Raw genomic sequence first — 18,761 nt, 5'->3', positions numbered from 1 at the left:
ATGGAGCACCCCCGCGATCTCACCCTGTTGCCCAAGGCCCATCTGCACCTGCACTTCACCGGTTCGATGCGGCCCTCGACCCTCCTCGAACTGGCCGACAAGTACGGGGTGCACCTGCCGGAGGCGTTGAAGAGCGGGACGCCTCCGCAGCTGCGCGCGACCGACGAGCGCGGCTGGTTCCGCTTCCAGCGCCTGTACGACATCGCCCGCTCCTGCCTGCGCTCGCCCGAGGACATCCGGCGGCTGGTGCGGGAGGCGGCGCAGGAGGACGTGCGGGACGGTTCGGGATGGCTGGAGATCCAGGTCGACCCGACCTCGTACGCGCCCCACCTGGGCGGTCTGATCCCGGCCCTGGAGATCATCCTGGACGCGGTCGACTCGGCCGCCCGGGAGACCGGTCTCGGGATGCGGGTCCTGGTGGCGGCGAACCGCATGAAGCACCCGCTGGAGGCCCGCACCCTCGCCCGCCTCGCGGTGCGGTACGCGGACCGGGGCGTGGTCGGCTTCGGGCTCTCCAACGACGAGCGCCGGGGCATGGCCCGCGACTTCGACCGGGCCTTCGCGATCGCCCGCGAGGGCGGTCTCCTGGCGGCCCCGCACGGCGGCGAGCTGACCGGCCCCGCCTCCGTGCGGGACTGCCTGGACGACCTGCGGGCGGCCCGCGTCGGCCACGGCGTACGGGCGGCCGAGGACGAGCGCCTGCTCCGCAAGCTCGCCGAGCGGGGGGTGACCTGCGAGGTCTGCCCCGCGTCGAACGTGGCCCTGGGCGTCTACGAGAAGCACGAGGACGTCCCCCTGCGCGCCCTCTTCGACGCGGGCGTCCCGATGGCGCTGGGTGCCGACGACCCCCTCCTCTTCGGCTCCCGCCTCGCCGCCCAGTACGAGATCGCCCGCCGCCACCACGGCTTCACCGACCCGGAGCTGGCCGAACTGGCCCGCCAGTCCATCCGCGCCTCCGCGGCCCCGGAGGACGTACGCGGAAAGCTCCTGTCCGGCGTCGACGACTGGCTGGCTAGCTGAGGCCCCTCATCAGGGTGCGGGCGACGGCGCCCGCGAAGGCGTCCAGCGACTGCGGCGGCTCGCCCTCCGGGGTCGTCCCGTAGGCGAAGGCCCGCTGGACGCAGGCGCCGAGGAGGAGGGCGGCGGCGGCCCCAGGGTCGGCGTCGGGGCCGATGCGCCCGTGCCGCTGCTCGGCCGTGAGGTAGGCGGTGAGGCCCTCGATGGGCTTGTGCGGCCCGGCGCCCAGTTCCCGCATGCCGGCGTCGTGGCGGGCCTTGAGCCGGGGCTCCGCGTACAGCGAGGCGGCGATCGGGAAGGTCTGCTCGTAGAAGAGGGCGGCCTGGCGGGCGATCTCGGTGAGGTTCTCCTCGACGGTGCGGCCGCCGGGGTCGACGGCGAGCGTCTCCAGGAGGCCGCCGAGGCGGGGCAGCCGTTCCGTGAGGACGGTGAGGAACAGCTGTTCCTTGCTGTCGAAGTGCTTGTAGAGCGCGGCCTCCGAGCAGCCCGCCGCCCTGGCGATCTCCTTGGTGGTGGTGCGGGCGAGGCCCAGGGTGCCCATGAGGTCGCGGGCGGCGTCGACGATCCGGACCCTGGTCGGCTTCTGTTCCATGCACCCTCCACACAGCCTTGACGTGTGAGTGAGTATCCACCCACCCTGGGGTGAGTGAGTACTCACCCACCTGGGAGGCTGCGTCATGAAGCTCACCGTCTTCGGTGCGACCGGCGGCATCGGTCAGGAGATCGTCCGGCAGGCCCTCGGGGCCGGCCACGAGGTGACGGCGGTCGTGCGGGATCCCGCGCGCTTCGCGGTGACCGGGGAACGCCTGGAGGTCCACCGCGCCGACCTCGGCGACGCCGGGGCCCTGCGCCCCGCGGTCGCCGGCCGGGACGCGGTGCTCTCGGGTCTGGGCGCCCGCAGCAGGGCGGACGCGGCCACCGGCATCGCCGCGCGGCTGACCCGTCCGGTGCTGACCGCGATGGACGCCGAGGGCGTGCGGCGGCTGGTGGTGGTCAGCGCGGCCCCCGTGGGGCCGACCCCGGAGGGCGAGGGACTGCTGGACAAGGCCGTCCTCGCGGTGGTCAACAGCGTCCTGAAGGACGTCTACGCCGACCTGCGGGTCATGGAGTCCGAGCTGGCCGCCAGCGCCACCGACTGGACCTCCGTCCGCCCGCCCAAGCTGACGGACAGGCCGCTGACCGGCCGCTACCGCACGGTCGTCGGTGGCACCCCGCCCCGGGGCCGCACCCTGGCCCGCGCGGACGTGGCCCACGCGATGCTGGCGGCCCTCGACGACCCGTCGACGGTCCGGCAGGGCGTGGGCGTCGCCTACTAGGGGCGGGTCAGAGCTGGACGCCGATCGTCACCGGCTCGTTGACGAGGGTGATGCCGAAGGCGGCGTGGACGCCCGCGACGACCTCGCGGGCGAGGGCGAGGAGGTCCTCGGTGGTGGCCTCGCCGCGGTTGGTGAGGGCGAGGGTGTGCTTGGTGGAGATGCGGGCGGGGCCGGAGCCGTACCCCTTGGTGAAGCCGGCCTTGTCGATGAGCCAGGCGGCGGAGGTCTTGGTGTGCTCCTCGCCCGCCGGGTAGGCGGGCGGGGCGACCTCGGGGCCGAGGCGGTCGGCCACGCGCGCGAGGAAGGCCGCGTACTCCCCCGCCGTGAGGATCGGGTTGGTGAAGAAGGAGCCGGCGGACCAGGTGTCGTGGTCCTCGGGGTCCAGGACCATGCCCTTGCCCGCGCGGAGCCTCAGGACGGTCTCGCGGGCGGTCGCCAGCGGCACGCGGTCGCCGGCCTCCACACCGAGGGCGCGGGCGGTCTCCGGGTAGGCGATCGGCGCCGACATCCCGCCGGCGTCCTCCAGCGCGAAGCGGACCCGCAGCACGACGTACCGCTCGGGGTGCTCCTTGAAGAGGCTGTGCCGGTACGAGAAGGCGCACCGGTCGTTCGTGAGGGTGACCGTCTCCTCGGCGCGGCGGTCGTACGCGACGACCTCGCTGATGGTGGCGGAGACGTCCTGCCCGTACGCGCCGACGTTCTGGATCGGGGTGGCGCCGGCCGAGCCGGGGATGCCGGCGAGGCACTCGATCCCGGCGAGTCCGGCCTCCACGGTCCGGGCGACGGCGTCCGTCCAGACCTCGCCCGCGGCGAGTTCCAGGCGGGTCCCGTCGAGGGAGAAGCCGGTGGTGGCGATGTGCAGGGCGGTGCCCTCGAAGCCCTTGTCCCCGATGACCAGGTTGGAGCCGCCGCCGATGACGAGCAGCGGGGTCCCGGAGGCGTCGGCCTCGCGAACCGCGGCGACCACCTCGTCGTCGGTGGTGGCCGTGACGAGCCGGGTGGCGGGCCCGCCGAGCCGGAAGGTGGTCAGGGGCGCGAGGGGGGCGTCGTTGAGGAGCTGCACGCAGACAAGGGTACGTATGCGGGGCGCGGGCGCCGCATACGTACCCCTCCGGCCGTCAGGCGAGCCGGACGACGGCCCGGCTCATGCCGAGCACCTTCTGGCCCGCGCTGGTGGCCGTCAGGTCGACGCGGACGAGGTTGTCGTCCAGCTTGGCGGCGACCTTGGCGGAGACCTCGATCAGGGCGCCCACGCCGTCGTTCGGGACGACGACGGGCTTGGTGAAGCGGACGCCGTACTCGACGACGGCGGCGGGGTCGCCGGCCCAGTCGGTGACGACGCGGATCGCCTCGGCCATGGTGAACATGCCGTGGGCGATGACGTCCGGGAGTCCGACCTCGACGGCGAACTTCTCGTTCCAGTGGATCGGGTTGAAGTCCCCGGAGGCGCCGGCGTACTGGACGAGGGTGGCGCGGGTCACGGGGAAGGTCCGCGCGGGCAGCTCGGTGCCGGCCTCGACCTCGGCGTAGGCGATCTTCGCGGTCACGGTCCGACCTCCTCGGGGGCGCGGGAGACGAGCTTGGTCCAGGCGGTGACGACGTGCTCGCCGGTCTCGTCGTGGACCTCGCCGCGGATGTCCAGGATGTCGTTGCCGGCCATCGACTTGATCGCCTCGATGGTGGAGGTGACCGCGAGGCGGTCGCCGGCGCGGACGGGCCGGGTGTAGGCGAACTTCTGGTCGCCGTGGACGACGCGGCTGTAGTCGAGGCCGAGCTGCGGGTCCTCGATCACCTGGCCGGCGGCCTTGAATGTGATGGCGAACACGAAGGTCGGCGGGGCGATCACATCGGGGTGGCCGAGTTCCTTGGCCGCCTCGGGGTCGGTGTACGCGGGATTCGCGTCACCGATCGCCTCGGCGAATTCGCGGATCTTCTCGCGGCCGACCTCGTAGGGCGCGGTGGGCGGATAGGTCCGGCCCACGAAGGACTGGTCGAGCGCCATGGACTCGATACCTCCTGCTGGATCTTTTGCCGATAGTGCTGAGCGTGCCGGGAAACGCCACGAGGCCGCCCCCTGGCGGGGACGGCCTCGTGAACGAGCCTGATTAGCGCGTCTCGCGGTGCGCGGTGTGCGAGTTGCAGCGGGGGCAGTGCTTCTTCATCTCAAGACGGTCCGGGTTGTTACGCCGGTTCTTCTTGGTGATGTAGTTCCGCTCCTTGCACTCCACGCAGGCCAGCGTGATCTTCGGGCGGACGTCGGTGGCAGCCACGTGAGTGCTCCTTGACGGACGGATGGGATGGATGAACGCATGAAAGAGTAGCCGATCGCAGGACCGACCCCACAATCGGCTACCGTGTGTAGCGGTGACCGGACTTGAACCGGTGACACAGCGATTATGAGCCGCTTGCTCTACCGACTGAGCTACACCGCTTTGATGTCGGTAGCCCCGCCCGAAGGCGGGATTCCCTACACCAGAGCCCCAATACGGAATCGAACCGTAGACCTTCTCCTTACCATGGAGACGCTCTGCCGACTGAGCTATTGGGGCGAGCGAGGAAGACATTACACGGTCTGCGGCCCATCACCCAAATCCTTTGGGGCGGCCCGCTCCGGAGGGCCCCCACCCCCGTCCCGTACGCCACTCGTGGACTCATCGGTACGACTATTGCGCTCCTCCTCGAAGGCGGCGACGACCGCCCCTAGGCTCTGCCCCACGCTGCGTGATCTCGATCTTGGTGACTTGGTGAGGAGCCCGATGTCGGCCGACAGCAAGCAGCCCCGTCCGCCCTCCGACGACGCGGGCGGCGCGGCGACCGAGGACGCGAGCGCGCTCCTGCTGTCGAACGCCCGGCTGACCGACGGACGGACCGTGGACGTGCGGCTCGTGAAGGGCCGGATCGAGGCCGTCGGCACCGCGGGGAGCCTGAGCACCGCCGGGTCCCGGGTGGACCTGGCCGGCTACCTGCTGCTGCCGGCCCCGGCCGAGCCGCACGCCCACGCCGACACGGCGCTCTCCGGGGACACCACGGGGCCGGTCTCGTACGCCCCCGAGGAGGTGCAGCGGCGGGCCACCGAGGCGGCGCTGCTCCAGCTCGGGCACGGGGCGACCGCGCTGCGGGCCCACGTCCGGATCGGGGACGTGCACGCGCTGGGCCCGCTGGAGGCCGTCCTCCAGGCCCGGCGCTCGCTGCGCGGCCTGGCGGACCTGACGGCCGTGGCGGTGCCCCGGCTGCTGACCGGGGCGGCGGGCGCCGACGGCCTCGCGATGCTGCGGGACGCGGTGAAGATGGGCGCCGCGGTGGTGGGCGGCCGCCCGGACCTGGACCCGGACCCGACGGGGTACGTGGAGGCGGTCCTGGAGGTGGCGGCCGAGCACGGCGTGCCGGTGGACCTGCACACCGACGGGGACGACCCGGCGCGGCTCGCCCGCTTCGCGGCGATGGCCGGCGGGCTGCGGCCCGGGGTCTCCCTCGGCCCCTGCGCGGGGCTCGCCCGGCTGCCGGAGGACGTGGCGGGCCGGACGGCCGACCGGCTGGCGGCCGCGGGGGTGACGGCGGTCTGCCTGCCGCAGGGCGGCTGCGCGGGGACGGAGCGGCGGGGCACGGCGCCGGTGCGGCTGCTGCGGTCGGCGGGGGCGCGGTCACGGGGGGCGGCGGCGTGGTGGCCTCGGGTGCGGACGGGGGTGGTGGCGGTGGGGTGGCGGGCTCGGGCGCGGTGGCCCGGGCGGCGGAGGCGAAGCGGGCGTCGAGGGTGTCACCCGAGGCCGTCGGGGCGGGTTCCTCCGCCGCTTCGTCGTAGAGCGCGTCCCACCAGTTGTCCCCCTGCTGCGTCATGCCCTTATTGTCCACCGCGGGCGGCCCGGGAAAACGGGACACGAGGAAAACCGTTGCTGCGAATGGGTGGTCCGCCGGGCGGCCCCACCCCCCACGGGAAGGACGCCCGGCGGACCGGCGTGGTCAGCGCACGTCGTAGGCGCGGACCACGGTCTGGGTGACGGAGTTGCCGTTGGCGTCCGTCAGTTCGGTCTTCAGGGTGACCGGCTTGCCCGTCGCGCCCGCGTGGTCCACGGTCGCGATCCACTCGCCGCCCGCCTCGGCGACCCGCGCCTCGGTCCAGGTGGTGCCCCCGTCGTAGGAGTACGAGAGCGTGGCCGAGGTGAGGGCGCCCGGCTCGTATCCGGCGTGACCGGTCACGGAGAGGCGGATCCGCTGGCCGTCGGTGGCGGCGAGGGTCTTGAGTCCGTCCACCGGCAGGTCGTACCGGGGGAAGAGAATCGGGATGCCCTGAGAATAGACGGTCTCGTCGAGCTGGGAAGTGAATTTCCAGATCGACTGTACGGAGGTGGAGCGGGCCCAGTTCCGGTTGCCGATCTTCATGGTGTTCTGTTCGAGCTCGTAGGTGCCGCGCTCGGCGGGCACCTCGAAGGCTCCGAAGGGCCAGGCGTTCTCGCCGATCAGCTCGCCGTCGCGGCGCAGCCGCAGGTTGCCGAGGTCGCCGAAGGAGCCGGGCTCGGCGTGGTGCGAGCCGTCGCCCCACATCGCGGCGGAGAAGCCGATGAGGTCGCCCTGCCGCTCGGCGACGAGGACGGGCTCGCCGTCGGTGGAGCGCGGGGCGGTCGGGACGATGACGCCGCCGTACCACCGCTCGGTGCGCTTCTCGCCCGGGGCGTACGTGTGCCGGTCGCCGACCATCAGCTCGCCGTAGGGGAAGCTGCTGCCGCTCATCTGCTGCCAGGCGGTGTCACCGGTCGTGTAGTACTCGGTGCGGCTGCCGGGGGCGGGGACGGTCTCCAGGCCGGCGAAGCCGACGGCGAGGCCGTTCGGGCGGTACGCGGCGGGGAAGTTCATGAAGTCCGCGGCGACGCCCGCCGAGCCGTAGGAGACCTCGGAGCGGCCGAGACGGGAGTCGCGGGTCCGGTAGACGCGGTCGCGGTCGACCTCGCCGGTCTCGGGGAAGGCGAGGCTGTAGACGTAGGACGGCTTGGCCGTGGCCTTCCAGTGCAGGGTGACCTCGCCGGCGGCGAGGCGGTCGCGGAGCGCGCCGGCCTCGGCGGCCGGGACCGCGAGGGCGGGCAGGCCGACTCCGGTGAAGCCGCCGGTGGGGTACCAGCGGAGCGCCGACTCGTGGTGGACGACGATGCCGATCGCGCCGGCGGCCTTGGCGTCGCGGGCCGCGGCGGCGACGCCGGTGGTGGTGTCGGGGAGGCGGACCAGGGCGAGGCGGCCCCGGACTCCGGCGGCCTTCAGCTCGTCGGGGGTGCCGGTGCCGGCGTCGACGAGGACGGCGGAGCCGGTGCCGTCGAGGTTGTCGGAGCCGGTGGAGGCGGTCAGCGGGTGGAGGTCCAGGCCGTCGCCGGTGCGCAGCGAGGAGATCTGCGGGGCGGCGGCGCGCCAGTAGCTGCCGGACTCGAAGGAGCCGTCGCGGGTCTCGCCCTCGACGGAGGCGTAGTAGGCACGGATGGAGCGCGGGCCGATGGCGGTGCCGGAGTGCATCCAGACGTCGTCCCAGGAGCGGGCGAACGCGAGGGTGGTGCCGCGGGCCTCGGACGGCCGGTCGGTGCGGACGGACAGCCGGGCGGCCTCGCGGGCGTCGAGGACGACGGTGGTGTCCTTGCGCACCTCCAGCTGCGGGCGGGCCAGGTGGGTGAGGGAGTCGGTCAGCGTGGCGCCCTCGCCGGCGTCGGGGGTGGTGACGAAGGAGGTGAGGAAGTAGCTGCCGGGGCGGACCCGGAAGACCTGGTCGGCGGCGCCCTCGTTGAAGCGGCGTTCGCCGGACGCGGTGTCGGTGCCGATGACGTCGAGCGAGGACGCGCCGTCGGCCGGCCTGCCCCGGCGGTCGATCAGCTTGACGCGGAGGGTGACCGTCTCGGGCTCGACGTAGAGGGAGAAGGGGGTGGAGACGTGGACGCCGCCGCGGGCGGTGGCGACGACCCTGCCCGTGACGTCGCCGTACTGCGCGCGCTCCAGGCGGGCGGTGGGGTCGATCGCCAGCGGGACCTCGACGGTCGCGCCGGCCGGGACGGTGACGGTCCGCTTGCCGAGGCGGGCGACGGAGGACCGGACGGCGGAGCCGTCGTTGCCGGTGACCTTCTCGACGGCGAGGTCGAGGGTGACGGGGGCGGCGGAGGCGTTGGTGTAGGGGACGGTGACCGTGGTGCGGTCGCTGCGGTCCTGCGGCCAGTGGAAGGTGCCGCCCTGGACGGCGGGGGCGGACAGGACCGTCTGGTCGATCGCGGCCTTGACGTCGAGCCGGCCGCCGCCGGTCTCCCGGACGTCGCCGGGGATGTCGGTCTCGGCGGAGGCGACGAGCGCGGCCTTCAACTGCTGCGCGGTCCAGTCGGGGTGACGCTGCTTCAGGATCGCGGCGGCGCCGGCGACGTGCGGGGTGGCCATCGACGTACCGGACATCTCCTGGTACGCGTAGAGGCCCCGGCCGCCGGCCGCGGCGGCGGAGATGCCGACGCCGGGGGCGGTGATCTCCGGCTTGAGGGTGTGGGCCTCGTTGGCGATCGGGCTGCGGCTGGAGAACCACGCGGTGGAGTCGTCGCGGTCGGTGGCGCCGACGGTGAGGACGCTGGGCGCGCAGCCGGGCGAGGAGACGGAGTTGAGGGACGGGCCCGCGTTGCCCGCGGCGATGACGAACAGCGTGCCCTCGTTCTGGGCGAGTTGTTCGGCGGCGGCGCTCATCGGGTCGTCGCAGTCGGTCTCGGAGGGGTTGCCGAGGCTCATGGAGACGACGTCGGCGCCCTGTGCGACGGCCCACTCCATACCGGCGATGATCCACGAAGTGGCGCCGGATCCGGAGTCGTTGAGGACCTTGCCGTTGAGGAGTTCGGCGCCCGGCGCGACGCCCTTCTTCTTGCCGCCGCTCGCGGCGCCCGAGCCGCCGACGGTGGAGATGGTGTGGGTGCCGTGGCCCTGGAAGTCACCGGCGGTCGCGGAGTCGGTGAAGTTCTCCGAGGCGGTGATCCGGCCCTTGAGGTCGGGGTGCTCGGCGTCGGCGCCGGTGTCGAGGACGGCGACCTTGGTGCCCGTGCCGTCGTAGCCGGCGGCCCACGCCTCCGGGGCGTGCACCTGAGCCGTCGAACGCTCCAGGAACGCCTCGACCTTCCGGTCCAGCCACAGCTTCTCGATGCCGGCGGAGGCGGAGCGGGCGGCGGGGGCGGAGACCTCGGACCAGAAGGTGGCGGCCTGCTTCTTGTCGGCCTGGAGGGCGACGCCGCCGATGGTCCTGAGGACCTGGCCGCGGCGGGCGCCGCGGGGGGCGGCCGGGGCGGTGCGGGCGGTGGCGCCGGAGCCGTAGACGGCGATCAGCGGCAGGGTGGTGGTGGAGGCGTCGTCGTAGCCCTGGCGGACCAGGCCGGTGACGTTGAACAGCTCCTCGTCGACCAGGTCGGCGGCGAGCGCGGCGGTGGCGCCCTCGGGGTACACGTACAGGTCCTGGCCGGAGCGGCGGGTCTGGACCAGCGGCACGGTGCCGTCCTCGCGGGGCAGCACGGTGGCCGCGGGGTCGCCCCGCTCGTCCCGGCTGACCAGGACGCGGTCGCCGGTGACCAGGGTCACCGTGGCGGCCCGCTCCCCGGTGCGGGCCTGGGCCTCGCTGCCGACCGGCGGGCGTTCCGCGGTGCCGCCGGCCGGCGGCTGGGCCGCGACGGACGGCAGGGCCGCGGTGACGGCCAGGACGGCGGCGGTCGCCGCTCCCAGGGCCGTACGCGAAATCGGGCGCATCGCTCTCCCCATCAGAATCCGGGCAACAGGCGCAAGTCACCTGTAACCGGAGGTGGTTGGTGCTGCGGTGGCGCCACATTGGCAGAGGTGAGGCCGGTACAGGGATGATGGAAGAGGCGGGAATACGCCGTGGCCGTTTCCCGCCAGGTCACCAACGGAACGAATGCCTCCGGAGAACGCCCGTGGAACATCGCGCGCGGTCCGCCGGAGGCACGGCGAGGGGCGGGAACCGATGCTGGGTGCGATAGGACTGGACGAGCGGCAGGAGTCCGCGTACCGGGCGCTGATCGCGCTCGGGGCGGCGGAGGTCACCGACCTGGCGCACCGGCTCTCGCTCCCCGAACAGGACACCGAACGGGCCCTGCGCCGCCTGGAGGCGCAGGGCCTCGCCGCCCAGTCCTCGGCGCGCACCGGCCGCTGGGTGGCGGCCCCGCCCGCGGTCGCGCTCGGCGCCCTCCTCACCCAGCAGCGGCACGAGCTGGAGCAGGCGGAGCTGGCGGCGGCGCTGCTGGCGGAGGAGTACCGCGCGGAGGCGACCGAACCGGCCGTCCACGACCTGGTCGAGGTGGTCACCGGCGCGAGCGCCGTCACCCACCGCTTCCTCCAGCTCCAGCTCGGCGCGACCGAGGAGGTCTGCGCGCTGGTCACGGGCAAGCCGATCGCCGTCTCCGGACTGGAGAACGACGCCGAGGAGCTGGCCGCCGGGCGGGGCGTCGGCTACCGGGTGGTCGTCGAGCGCGAGGTGCTCACCCTCCCGTCGGGGCTGCTCGAACTGTCCGCCGCGCTCGGCCGCGAGGAGCAGATCCGGGTCGTCGACCGGGTGCCGACCAAGCTGGTGGTCGCCGACCGCAGCCTCGCGATGGTGCCGCTCACCGGCCGGGGCGCCGAGCCCGCCGCGCTCGTGGTGCACGCGAGCGGCCTGCTGGAGTCCCTGATGGGCCTCTTCGAGGCGGTCTGGCGGGAGGCGCTGCCGCTGCGGCTCGGCGCGGGCGCCCAGGTCAGCGAGGACCAGGCCCCGGGTCCCGACATCACCGACCTGGAGATCCTCTCCCTGCTGCTCGCCGGCATGACCGACGCGAGCGTGGCCAAGCAGCTGGACCTCGGCCTGCGGACCGTCCAGCGCCGGGTGAAGGGCCTGATGGAACTGGCCGCCGTGACGACCCGCCTCCAGCTCGGCTGGCACGCGTACGAGAAGGGCTGGGTGGCCCGCCGCTGACCGGGCGCGGGCCGCGGCCGGCGGACCGCGGGGCGGCGACCCCTCCCCGAACGGCCCTCGCGACCTGCGGGAACGGGCCGGGTGGGGGAGGCTGGGCGCGTGGGTGTGTGGCAGCTCCTGATGGTCGCGGCGGTCATGCTGTTCGGCCTGTTCGGGGTCCTGGCACCCGGCGTGCCGGGCAGCTGGCTGGTGTGGGCCGCCGTGCTCTGGTGGTCGCTGCACGTGCAGACCGGCCTCGCCTGGATCCTGCTCGTCTCCTCGACCGCCCTGCTGCTCCTCACCCAGGTGGTCGTCTGGCAGCTGCCGCCGCGCCGCTTCCGGGGCGTCGGCCTCACCCGCCGGACCATCGGGTACGCGGGCGCGGGCGCCCTCCTGGGCTTCGTCCTGATCCCGGTGCTGGGTGCCGTGCCCGGCTTCGTCGGCGGGGTCTACCTCTCCGAGCGGCGCCGCCTCGGCGGCCACGGCCAGGCCCGCGCCGCCACCCGGACCCTGATGCGCGCCGCCGGCACCAGCGTGCTGGTCGAGCTCTTCGCCTGTCTGCTGATCGTGGGGGCGTGGGCGGGCGCGGTCATCTTCGGCTGACCTCCAGGTGACGCCGGGCGTACGACCTCCACGGGGCCCACTCCGGCGCGTCCGGGCCGTCCGGCGGGGGGACGTCCGGGTCGGCGAGCGAGCGGGCCCGGATCAGGGCGGCGTCGCGGGCCTCGACGCCGGGGACGGCCGCGAGGGCGCGGGCCGCCTCATCGCGGTCGGCGCCCGGGTCCAGGCGCAGGGCGTCGGCGGCGAGGGCGCGGGCGAGCGGCCCCGCGACGGGGTGCGCGGTGAGCGCCCCCGGGGGCGGGAAGAGCGCCCGGAGGGTGCCGTCGGGCGCGTCCAGCGGGGTACCCGACTCCGCGAGGACGCGGGCGGACTCCGCGGGGCCCAGGACGGTCCGCAGGGCGTACTCCTCCGGGTCGGCGGCGCCCGGTGAGCGGAGGCCGGGCCGGGCGGCGACCGAGGCGGCGAGCCGGGGGTCGGCGCCGAGCCGCTCGGCGACCGCGTACGGGTCGGCGTCGAGGTCGAGGAGGCGGCGCAGCCGGTGCACGGCGGTGGTCAGGTCGCGCAGTTCGGCGAGGTGCAGCCGGGCCTCCAGCCAGCGGCCGGGCGCCCGTTCGCCGACGGCGACGACCCCGGGGCCGTACGGCAGCCGCAGGGTGCGCCGGTAGGTGCGGGAGCCGGGCGGGCCGGTGACCTCCTCGACGCCCGGCAGCGCCTCGGCGGCCAGCAGGTCGAAGACCTCGGCGGCGGCGTACGGCCCCCGGTAGGCGAGCCGCAGCGGGACGCCGGTGGCGGGGGCGGAGCGCGGCCCGGACGTCTCGGCGCGCAGCTCGGTCGGGGTGCGGGCGTAGACGGCCCGGATGGTGTCGTTGAACTGGCGGACGCTGCTGAAACCGGCGGCGAAGGCGATGTCGGTGACCGGCAGGGCGGTGGTCTGGAGCAGGACGCGGGCGGTGTGGGCCCGCTGGGCGCGGGCGAGCGCCACCGCTCCGGCGCCCAGCTCGGCGGTGAGCTGGCGCTGGACCTGGCGGGTGCTGTAGCCGAGCCGGACGGCGAGGCCGGGGACGCCCTCGCGGTCCACGACGCCGTCGCCGATCATCCGCACGGCCCGGCCGACGACGTCGGCCCGGACGTTCCACTCGGCGGAGCCGGGCACCGCGTCGGGCCGGCAGCGGCGGCAGGCGCGGAAGCCGTGGCCCTGGGCGGCGGCGGCCGTGGGGAAGAAGGAGACGTTGCGCCGCTTGGGGGTGACGGCGGGGCAGCTGGGCCGGCAGTAGATGCCGGTGGTGCGGACGGCGAAGAAGAACTCCCCGTCGAAGCGCGCGTCCCTGCTGCTCACCGCCTGGTAGAGGGTGTCGCCCTCGTCGTCCGTCATGCCTCCAGTGTGCGGCGGCGGACCGCCGCACACCGGCGGGATTCGGACACGGCGTCGGCGGGCGGCTACCGCAGCCGGCCCTCGCGCTTGAAGGCCATCGCGGCCCGGCCCTCGGCGCCCTTGCGCTTCCAGTCCTTGAGCATCTCGCCGCGCAGCCGGGCGTCGGTCTTGGCGACGAGCCGCTGGTTCTCGCGGAGCAGCTTGCGGTAGCTCTCCAGGCGGCGCACCGCGAGGGTGCCGTCGTCGAGGGCGGCGGCCACCGCGCAGCCCGGCTCGGACTCGTGGGAGCAGTCGTGGAAGCGGCACTCGGCGGCCAGCTCCTCGATCTCCGCGAAGGTCTGGCCGACGCCGGCCTCCGCGTCCCACAGGCCGACGCCGCGCAGCCCCGGGGTGTCGATGAGGACCCCTCCGCCGGGCAGCACGAAGAGGTTGCGGGTGGTGGTGGTGTGCCGGCCCTTGCCGTCGACGTCACGGGCCGCCTGGACGGTCATGACGTCCTCGCCGACGAGCGCGTTGGCGAGGGTGGACTTGCCGGCGCCGGAGACGCCGAGCAGCACGGTGGTGCCGCCGGAGACGACGGCCGAGAGGACCTCGATCCCCTCCCCCGTCGCCGAGCTGAGCGGCACCACCTCGACGCCGGGCGCCGCGGCCCGGACGTCCTCGACCAGGTGGGACAGGACGACCGGGTCGCCGACCAGGTCGGCCTTGGACAGCACGACGGTCGGCTGGGCGCCGGACTCCCAGGCGAGGGCGAGGAAGCGCTCGATCCGGCCGAGGTCCAGCTCGACGGCGAGCGAGACGGTGATGACGGCGTGGTCGACGTTGGCGGCGAGGATCTGGCCCTCGGACCGCTTGGACGAGGTCGACCGCGCGAAGGCGGTCCGCCGCGGCAGGCAGGCCCGTACGTACCGGGGGTCGGACGCCCCTTCGGGGTCGACGGCAGCCCAGTCGCCGGTGCAGATGACGCGCAGCGGATCGTGCGGCGTCACGAAGGCGGTGTCGGCCCGGACGACCCCGTCGGCCGTGGCGACGTCGCACTGGCCGCGGTCGACGCGGATGACCCGTCCGGGAACGAGCCCCTGCGCGGCGTACGGCGCGAAGTTCTCGGCCCAGCCGGAGTCCCAGCCGTGGGCGTCGAGGACGGAGGAGACGGAAGGGGAGGTGGAGAGGGAGGAGGACAGCGGGGAACGCGGGAAAGACAAGGGGAACCCTTCACAGGGGTGGCCCCGGCGATGCGGTGTTTCCGGTGAGGTCAGCCGGTGGCCACGGAGGTGGTGTGAACGAACTTCTGCGTGCGGGCAAGGCCCTTCGTGACGACAGCCATCGGTCACACCTCCTGTGTCTTTCCCGGCGCGCGGCGCGCCTGCGGGGTCCGGCGGTCCCAGACGTGCGTCACCCTAGCCGGGGCCCCGCGGACGGCGCCACCGGTTTTTCCCGTGTCCGATCCGTACAAGACCGGGGCCCGCCGGCGGCCTAGCGTCGGGGGCATGAAGACACCTCGACTCGACCTCATCGGCCTGGTGGTCGCCGACATGGCCGCCTCGCTCGCCTTCTACCGGCGGCTCGGCCTCGCCTTCCCCGAGGGGGCGGACGGCGCTCCCCACGTGGAGACGGTGCTGCCCGGGGGACTGCGGCTGGCCTGGGACACGGAGGAGTCCGTCCGCTCCTTCGACCCGTCGTTCCGGCCGACGGAGGGCAGCCGGGCGGAGCTGGCCTTCCGGTGCGACACGGCCGAGGAGGTGGACGCGGCGTACGCGGAGCTGACGGAGGCCGGGTACGAGGGGCACCTGAAGCCGTGGGACGCGGTCTGGGGGCAGCGGTACGCCGTGGTGCGCGACCCGGACGGCTACGGGATCTCGCTGTTCGCCGACACCACGGCCGACACCCGCGCGTAGGCGGCCGGGGTCGTCCCCGCCAGGGCGCGGGTGTCGCGGCTCAGGTGCGCCTGGTCGGTGTAGCCGGCGCGGGCGGCGGCCTCGGCGGGCGGCAGCCCGGCGCGGAGGAGCGCCAGGGCGCGCTGGAGGCGGAGGACCCGGGCGAGGACGCTGGGGCCGTAGCCGAAGGCGGCCAGGGAGAGCCGGTGGAGGCGGCGGACGCCCAGGCCGAGGGCGTCGGCGATCTCGTCGACGGGGCGGCCCGCGCCGAGCCGGTCGGTGACCGCCCGGACGAGCGGGTCGGCCGGTCCGGTGCGGGCGGCCCCGCGGAGGGCGTACGCCTCCAGGGCGGCGGCCGGGTCCGGGGCCGTGCCGATCCGTCCGGCGAGGCGGCGGGCGGGGCCGGCGCCCCACAGGTCGGCCAGGTCGGGCCGGCGGTCGCGCAGCACCGCGGCCAGGGCGCGGAGCAGGCGCGGGGCGTCACCGGGCGCGAAGCGGAGTCCGGCGTAGCGGGCGACGGCCTCCGCCGAGCGGTGGGCGCGGGTGTCGGCGCCGGCGACGAGCAGCCGGCCGTCGGCCCAGATGAGGTCCATGCAGCCGTCGGGGACGACGAGGGCGTCGGAGACGACGGGCGCGGGCGCGGTCCGGGTCCACAGGACGGCGCCGTCGAGCCGGGCGGGGCGTTCCTCGTACACCATCCTCCCAGTGTCGCCGGTCCGTCAGTCCTTCTCCCAGCCGGTGTGGAGGCGGGACTTCACGTCGTCCGGGGGGAGGAACCGGGACCAGCGCTCGGGGAACTCGGAGGGCATGTCGGGGTCGTCCTCGTCGACGTCCTCGGCCTCCGCGCGGATGCGGGCGACGAGCTCGGCCGCCTGGACGGCGCGGGCCCGTTCGTTGGCCTCGCGGGCGGCGGCGGTGGCGACGGACGGCCAGACGCGGTCGATGGCCGCGTTCACGGCCGCGCCGACGAGGACGGCGAAGGCGGAGACGCCGATCCACAGGAGGATGGCGATGGGGGCGGCGAGGGAGCCGTAGATGGTGGGGCCCTCGACCTGGCTCGTCAGGTAGATCCGCAGCAGGAAGCTGCCGAAGGCCCACATCGCGAGGGCCACGAGCGCGCCCGGGATGTCCTCGATCCAGGGCGACCTGACGGGGACGGAGACGTGGTAGAGCGTGGTGAGGAAGGCGATGGAGAGCAGGATGACGGCCGGCCAGTAGAGGACGGCGACGACGTCGGTGCCCCAGGGGACGAGTTCGACGACCCGGTCGGGGCCGACGACCGCGAGGGGCAGGACGACGGCTCCGATGAGCAGCGCCACGATGTACAGGAGCAGGGCGAGGAGCCGGGTCTTGACGATGCCGCGCTGCCCGTCGAGGCCGTACATGACGGTGATGGTGTCGATGAAGACGTTCACCGCGCGGGAGCCGGACCACAGGGCGATGGCGAAGCCGAGCGAGATGAGTTCGGGCCGTTTCGCCCGGGTGATGTCGTCGAGGATCGGCTGGGCGATCTCGCCGACGCCGCGTTCGGAGAGGATCGTTCCGGCCGCGCGGAGGATGTTCTCCTCGATGCTGGCGACGGTGTCGGTGTTGGTCCAGTCGTCGGCGTAGCCGAGGACGGCGATCAGGCCGAGCAGCAGGGGCGGCAGCGACAGCAGGGTGAAGAAGGCGGCTTCGGCGGCGAGGCCGAGGATCCGGTACTCGATGCACGAGTTGACGGTGTCCTTGAGGAGCAGCCAGACCATCTTCCGCTTGGAGACGTTGCGGTAGAGGACACGGGCCCGGTGGAGCCTGCTCCAGGGTCGCCGCTCCGGCCTGTCGGGTGTTTCGCTTGCTGCCTGCACCTGCTTACCGTATCGGCATGACAGCGGCCTCCCACACCGTGACCAATCAGGCTCCGCCCCTGGTGGGGTACGACGTCTTCACGTCCGACCGGGCCCTGGCCGAGGCGGTCTCCCGGCACCTGCCGGCGGAGCTCCTCGACGAGGCGCTCGGGGAGCTGCGGGCCCTGGGCCGGGCGACGGGTTCGGAGCAGGTGCGGGAGTGGGGCGAGCTGGCGAACGCCTTCCCGCCGCGGCTGCGGACCCACGACCGGTACGGGCACCGGATCGACGAGGTGGAGTTCCATCCGTCCTGGCACCGGCTGCTCGGCAAGGCGGTGGCGGCGGGCCTTACGGACGCCTGGGGGCGGCCGGGCGGGCACGTGCGGCGCGCCGCCGGGTTCCTGGTGGCGACGCAGGCGGAGGCCGGGCACGGCTGCCCGGTGTCGATGACGCACGCGGCGGTGCCGGCGCTGCGGGCCGAGCCGGAGCTGGCGGCGGTCTGGGAGCCGCTCGCGGCCTCCCGGGTGTACGAGCGGGAGCTGCGGCCGGCCGCCGGGAAGGCGGGGGCGCTGCTGGGGATGGGCCTGACGGAGAAGCAGGGCGGCAGCGACGTCCGGGCGAACACGACGTCGGCCCGGCCGCTGGCGGCGGACGGCGCCTACCTGCTGACGGGGCACAAGTGGTTCTGTTCGGCGCCGATGTCGGACGCCTTCCTGGTGCTCGCGCAGGCGCCCGGCGGGCTGACCTGCTTCCTGGTGCCCCGGGTGCTGGACGACGGCACGCGGAACGCGTTCGCGATCCAGCGGCTCAAGGACAAGCTGGGCAACCGGTCGAACGCCTCGGCGGAGGTGGAGTTCGACGGGACGACGTGGGCCCGCCGGGTCGGCGAGGAGGGGCGCGGGCTGCGGACCGTGATGGGGATGGTGGCGGCGACCCGGCTGGACTGCGTGCTGGGTTCGGCGGCGCTGATGCGGCAGGCGGTGGCGCAGGCCGTGCACCACGCCTCGTACCGCGCGGCCTTCGGGGGCCTGCTGGCCGACAAGCCGCTGATGCGGAACGTGCTGGCGGACCTGGCGGTGGAGTCGGAGGCGGCGACCGTCCTCGGGATGCGGCTGGCGGCGGCGTACGACTCCGGTACCGAGCGGGACCTGGCGCTGCTGCGGATCGCCGTGCCGGCGGCGAAGTACTGGGTGACGAAGCGGTGCGTGCCGGTGGTGGCGGAGGCGCTGGAGTGCCTGGGCGGGAACGGGTACGTGGAGGAGTCCGGGCTGCCCCGGCTGCTGCGGGAGTCGCCGCTCAACTCGGTGTGGGAGGGCGCCGGGAACATCCAGGCGCTCGACGTGCTGCGGGCGCTGCGGACGGAGCCGGCGGCGCTGGACGCGTATCTGCGGGAGGTCGGCGAGGCGCGGGGCGCGGACCCGCGACTCGACCGGGCGATCCGGGGCCTGCTCACGGAGCTGGCCGATCTGGACGGCGTCGAGGCGCGGGCCCGGCGGCTCGCGGAGCGGATGGCGCTGGTCCTCCAGGGGGCGCTGCTGGTGCGCTGGGCCCCGCCGGAGGTGGCGGACGCGTTCTGCGCGGGCCGGCTGGGCGGGGAGGCGGGCTCGGCCTTCGGCACGCTCCCCCACACGCTGGACCTGCGCGCGGTGGTGGAGCGGGCGCGGGCGGTGGGGTGAGCCGCCGGGGCGGGGTCGGGTGGGGTGCCGCGGCTTGTGCGGCGAAGTGGCCGGGGGTGAGGTGGCCGGGCGCGGACGGGCGACCGTCCGCGCGTCGGCCGAAGGGCCGAAGTGGTGTGCCGCCGCTCGTGGGGCGAGGCGCCCGGGGCGCGGGCGCGCGGCCGCGCGCCCGCTCGTGCGGGTGCGGAAGGGCCGGGGT

At 74.6% G+C, this 18,761-nt stretch carries 16 protein-coding genes, 2 tRNA genes and 1 pseudogene; 7 read left to right on the top strand and 12 right to left on the bottom strand.

The window, feature by feature from the left end:
- Window positions 1-1,020, top strand: a complete 1,020-nt coding sequence (locus IE321_RS04420) for an adenosine deaminase (protein ID WP_190221869.1) — start codon at window positions 1-3, stop codon at window positions 1,018-1,020.
- On the opposite strand, the gene IE321_RS04415 is transcribed toward IE321_RS04420, so the two are convergent.
- Window positions 1,013-1,609 (bottom strand): TetR/AcrR family transcriptional regulator, encoded by a 597-nt coding sequence (locus IE321_RS04415; RefSeq protein ID WP_043228840.1) that lies wholly within the window; start codon window positions 1,607-1,609, stop codon window positions 1,013-1,015. The two genes, IE321_RS04420 and IE321_RS04415, sit on opposite strands and share 8 nt — an antisense overlap.
- 85 nt (window positions 1,610-1,694) lie before the next feature.
- On the opposite strand from IE321_RS04415, the gene IE321_RS04410 reads away from it, so the two are divergent.
- Entirely contained in the window at window positions 1,695-2,333 is a 639-nt protein-coding gene (locus tag IE321_RS04410; RefSeq protein ID WP_190221868.1) for an NAD(P)-dependent oxidoreductase, read from the top strand.
- Window positions 2,334-2,340: 7 nt separating this feature from the next.
- On the opposite strand, the gene IE321_RS04405 is transcribed toward IE321_RS04410, so the two are convergent.
- The 6 genes from IE321_RS04405 to IE321_RS04380 all read right to left on the bottom strand — a co-directional run bounded on the left by IE321_RS04405 (window position 2,341) and on the right by IE321_RS04380 (window position 4,882).
- Window positions 2,341-3,396, bottom strand: coding sequence for a UDP-N-acetylmuramate dehydrogenase (locus tag IE321_RS04405; protein WP_043228843.1), 1,056 nt, complete (start codon window positions 3,394-3,396; stop codon window positions 2,341-2,343).
- Between the two features lie 55 nt (window positions 3,397-3,451).
- Window positions 3,452-3,880 carry a MaoC family dehydratase gene (locus IE321_RS04400; RefSeq protein ID WP_043228845.1) on the bottom strand — a complete coding sequence of 143 codons (429 nt, stop codon included), beginning with the start codon at window positions 3,878-3,880 and terminating at the stop codon, window positions 3,452-3,454.
- On the bottom strand, window positions 3,877-4,335 hold the full coding sequence (locus IE321_RS04395; RefSeq protein WP_043228847.1) for a MaoC family dehydratase N-terminal domain-containing protein: 459 nt from the start codon (window positions 4,333-4,335) through the stop codon (window positions 3,877-3,879). The genes IE321_RS04400 and IE321_RS04395 overlap by 4 nt, the downstream gene beginning before the upstream one ends.
- Before the next feature lie 103 nt (window positions 4,336-4,438).
- Window positions 4,439-4,603, bottom strand: coding sequence for a 50S ribosomal protein L33 (rpmG, locus tag IE321_RS04390; protein ID WP_003956487.1), 165 nt, complete (start codon window positions 4,601-4,603; stop codon window positions 4,439-4,441).
- A gap of 89 nt (window positions 4,604-4,692) precedes the next feature.
- Window positions 4,693-4,765 (bottom strand) — tRNA-Met (locus IE321_RS04385).
- A 44-nt stretch (window positions 4,766-4,809) separates the two neighbouring features.
- Window positions 4,810-4,882: transfer RNA gene (locus IE321_RS04380), tRNA-Thr, on the bottom strand.
- A 207-nt stretch (window positions 4,883-5,089) separates the two neighbouring features.
- Between IE321_RS04380 and IE321_RS04375 the strand changes: the two are divergent.
- Window positions 5,090-6,306, top strand: a pseudogene (locus tag IE321_RS04375) (amidohydrolase family protein).
- Here IE321_RS04375 and IE321_RS04370 read toward each other — a convergent pair.
- Window positions 6,291-10,061, bottom strand: a complete 3,771-nt coding sequence (locus IE321_RS04370) for a S8 family peptidase (protein WP_190221867.1) — start codon at window positions 10,059-10,061, stop codon at window positions 6,291-6,293. The pseudogene IE321_RS04375 and the gene IE321_RS04370 overlap by 16 nt on opposite strands.
- Before the next feature lie 232 nt (window positions 10,062-10,293).
- Between IE321_RS04370 and IE321_RS04365 the strand changes: the two genes are divergently transcribed.
- Together IE321_RS04365 and IE321_RS04360 are read left to right on the top strand one after the other, a co-directional pair.
- A complete protein-coding gene (locus IE321_RS04365) occupies window positions 10,294-11,277 on the top strand; it encodes a helix-turn-helix domain-containing protein (RefSeq protein ID WP_043226364.1) in 984 nt (327 codons plus the stop codon).
- A gap of 105 nt (window positions 11,278-11,382) precedes the next feature.
- Window positions 11,383-11,859: a DUF456 domain-containing protein gene (locus IE321_RS04360; protein WP_190221919.1), complete on the top strand. Its 477-nt coding sequence runs from the start codon at window positions 11,383-11,385 to the stop codon at window positions 11,857-11,859.
- On the opposite strand, the gene IE321_RS04355 is transcribed toward IE321_RS04360, so the two are convergent.
- Together IE321_RS04355 and rsgA are read right to left on the bottom strand one after the other, a co-directional pair.
- Complete coding sequence (locus IE321_RS04355; RefSeq protein ID WP_190221866.1) at window positions 11,846-13,189, bottom strand: bifunctional transcriptional activator/DNA repair enzyme AdaA; 1,344 nt, start codon at window positions 13,187-13,189, stop codon at window positions 11,846-11,848. The genes IE321_RS04360 and IE321_RS04355 overlap by 14 nt on opposite strands.
- Window positions 13,190-13,254: 65 nt before the next feature.
- A complete protein-coding gene (gene rsgA, locus IE321_RS04350; RefSeq protein WP_190221918.1) occupies window positions 13,255-14,370 on the bottom strand; it encodes a ribosome small subunit-dependent GTPase A in 1,116 nt (371 codons plus the stop codon).
- A 306-nt stretch (window positions 14,371-14,676) separates the two neighbouring features.
- Here rsgA and IE321_RS04345 point away from each other — a divergent pair, with 306 nt between their 5' ends.
- Window positions 14,677-15,084 (top strand): VOC family protein, encoded by a 408-nt coding sequence (locus tag IE321_RS04345; protein WP_190221865.1) that lies wholly within the window; start codon window positions 14,677-14,679, stop codon window positions 15,082-15,084.
- On the opposite strand, the gene IE321_RS04340 is transcribed toward IE321_RS04345, so the two are convergent.
- Both IE321_RS04340 and IE321_RS04335 read right to left on the bottom strand, forming a co-directional pair.
- Complete coding sequence (locus IE321_RS04340) at window positions 15,036-15,761, bottom strand: helix-turn-helix domain-containing protein (RefSeq protein ID WP_190221864.1); 726 nt, start codon at window positions 15,759-15,761, stop codon at window positions 15,036-15,038. The genes IE321_RS04345 and IE321_RS04340 overlap by 49 nt on opposite strands.
- Before the next feature lie 21 nt (window positions 15,762-15,782).
- Window positions 15,783-16,907: a YihY/virulence factor BrkB family protein gene (locus IE321_RS04335; RefSeq protein WP_079022186.1), complete on the bottom strand. Its 1,125-nt coding sequence runs from the start codon at window positions 16,905-16,907 to the stop codon at window positions 15,783-15,785.
- Between the two features lie 17 nt (window positions 16,908-16,924).
- Between IE321_RS04335 and IE321_RS04330 the strand changes: the two genes are divergently transcribed.
- Complete coding sequence (locus IE321_RS04330) at window positions 16,925-18,562, top strand: acyl-CoA dehydrogenase family protein (RefSeq protein WP_043226369.1); 1,638 nt, start codon at window positions 16,925-16,927, stop codon at window positions 18,560-18,562.
- Window positions 18,563-18,761: the final 199 nt, after the last annotated feature.

Origin of the sequence: Streptomyces hydrogenans (assembly GCF_014656075.1) — a bacterium.
Classification (GTDB): Bacteria; Actinomycetota; Actinomycetes; order Streptomycetales; family Streptomycetaceae; genus Streptomyces; species Streptomyces hydrogenans.
Note: the sequence above shows the minus strand (reverse complement) of the source record. Positions and strands in the feature narration are given on the sequence as shown.

Excerpts from the sequence above, each read along its gene's own strand:
- IE321_RS04365 (WP_043226364.1), top strand. The coding sequence starts at position 10,294 with ATGCTGGGTGCGATAGGACTGGACGAGCGGCAGGAGTCCGCGTACCGG.
- IE321_RS04345 (WP_190221865.1), top strand. The coding sequence starts at position 14,677 with ATGAAGACACCTCGACTCGACCTCATCGGCCTGGTGGTCGCCGACATG.
- IE321_RS04395 (WP_043228847.1), bottom strand. The coding sequence starts at position 4,335 with ATGGCGCTCGACCAGTCCTTCGTGGGCCGGACCTATCCGCCCACCGCG.
- IE321_RS04370 (WP_190221867.1), bottom strand. The coding sequence starts at position 10,061 with ATGCGCCCGATTTCGCGTACGGCCCTGGGAGCGGCGACCGCCGCCGTC.
- IE321_RS04420 (WP_190221869.1), top strand. The coding sequence starts at position 1 with ATGGAGCACCCCCGCGATCTCACCCTGTTGCCCAAGGCCCATCTGCAC.
- IE321_RS04415 (WP_043228840.1), bottom strand. The coding sequence starts at position 1,609 with ATGGAACAGAAGCCGACCAGGGTCCGGATCGTCGACGCCGCCCGCGAC.
- IE321_RS04355 (WP_190221866.1), bottom strand. The coding sequence starts at position 13,189 with ATGACGGACGACGAGGGCGACACCCTCTACCAGGCGGTGAGCAGCAGG.
- IE321_RS04340 (WP_190221864.1), bottom strand. The coding sequence starts at position 15,761 with ATGGTGTACGAGGAACGCCCCGCCCGGCTCGACGGCGCCGTCCTGTGG.
- IE321_RS04330 (WP_043226369.1), top strand. The coding sequence starts at position 16,925 with ATGACAGCGGCCTCCCACACCGTGACCAATCAGGCTCCGCCCCTGGTG.
- IE321_RS04410 (WP_190221868.1), top strand. The coding sequence starts at position 1,695 with ATGAAGCTCACCGTCTTCGGTGCGACCGGCGGCATCGGTCAGGAGATC.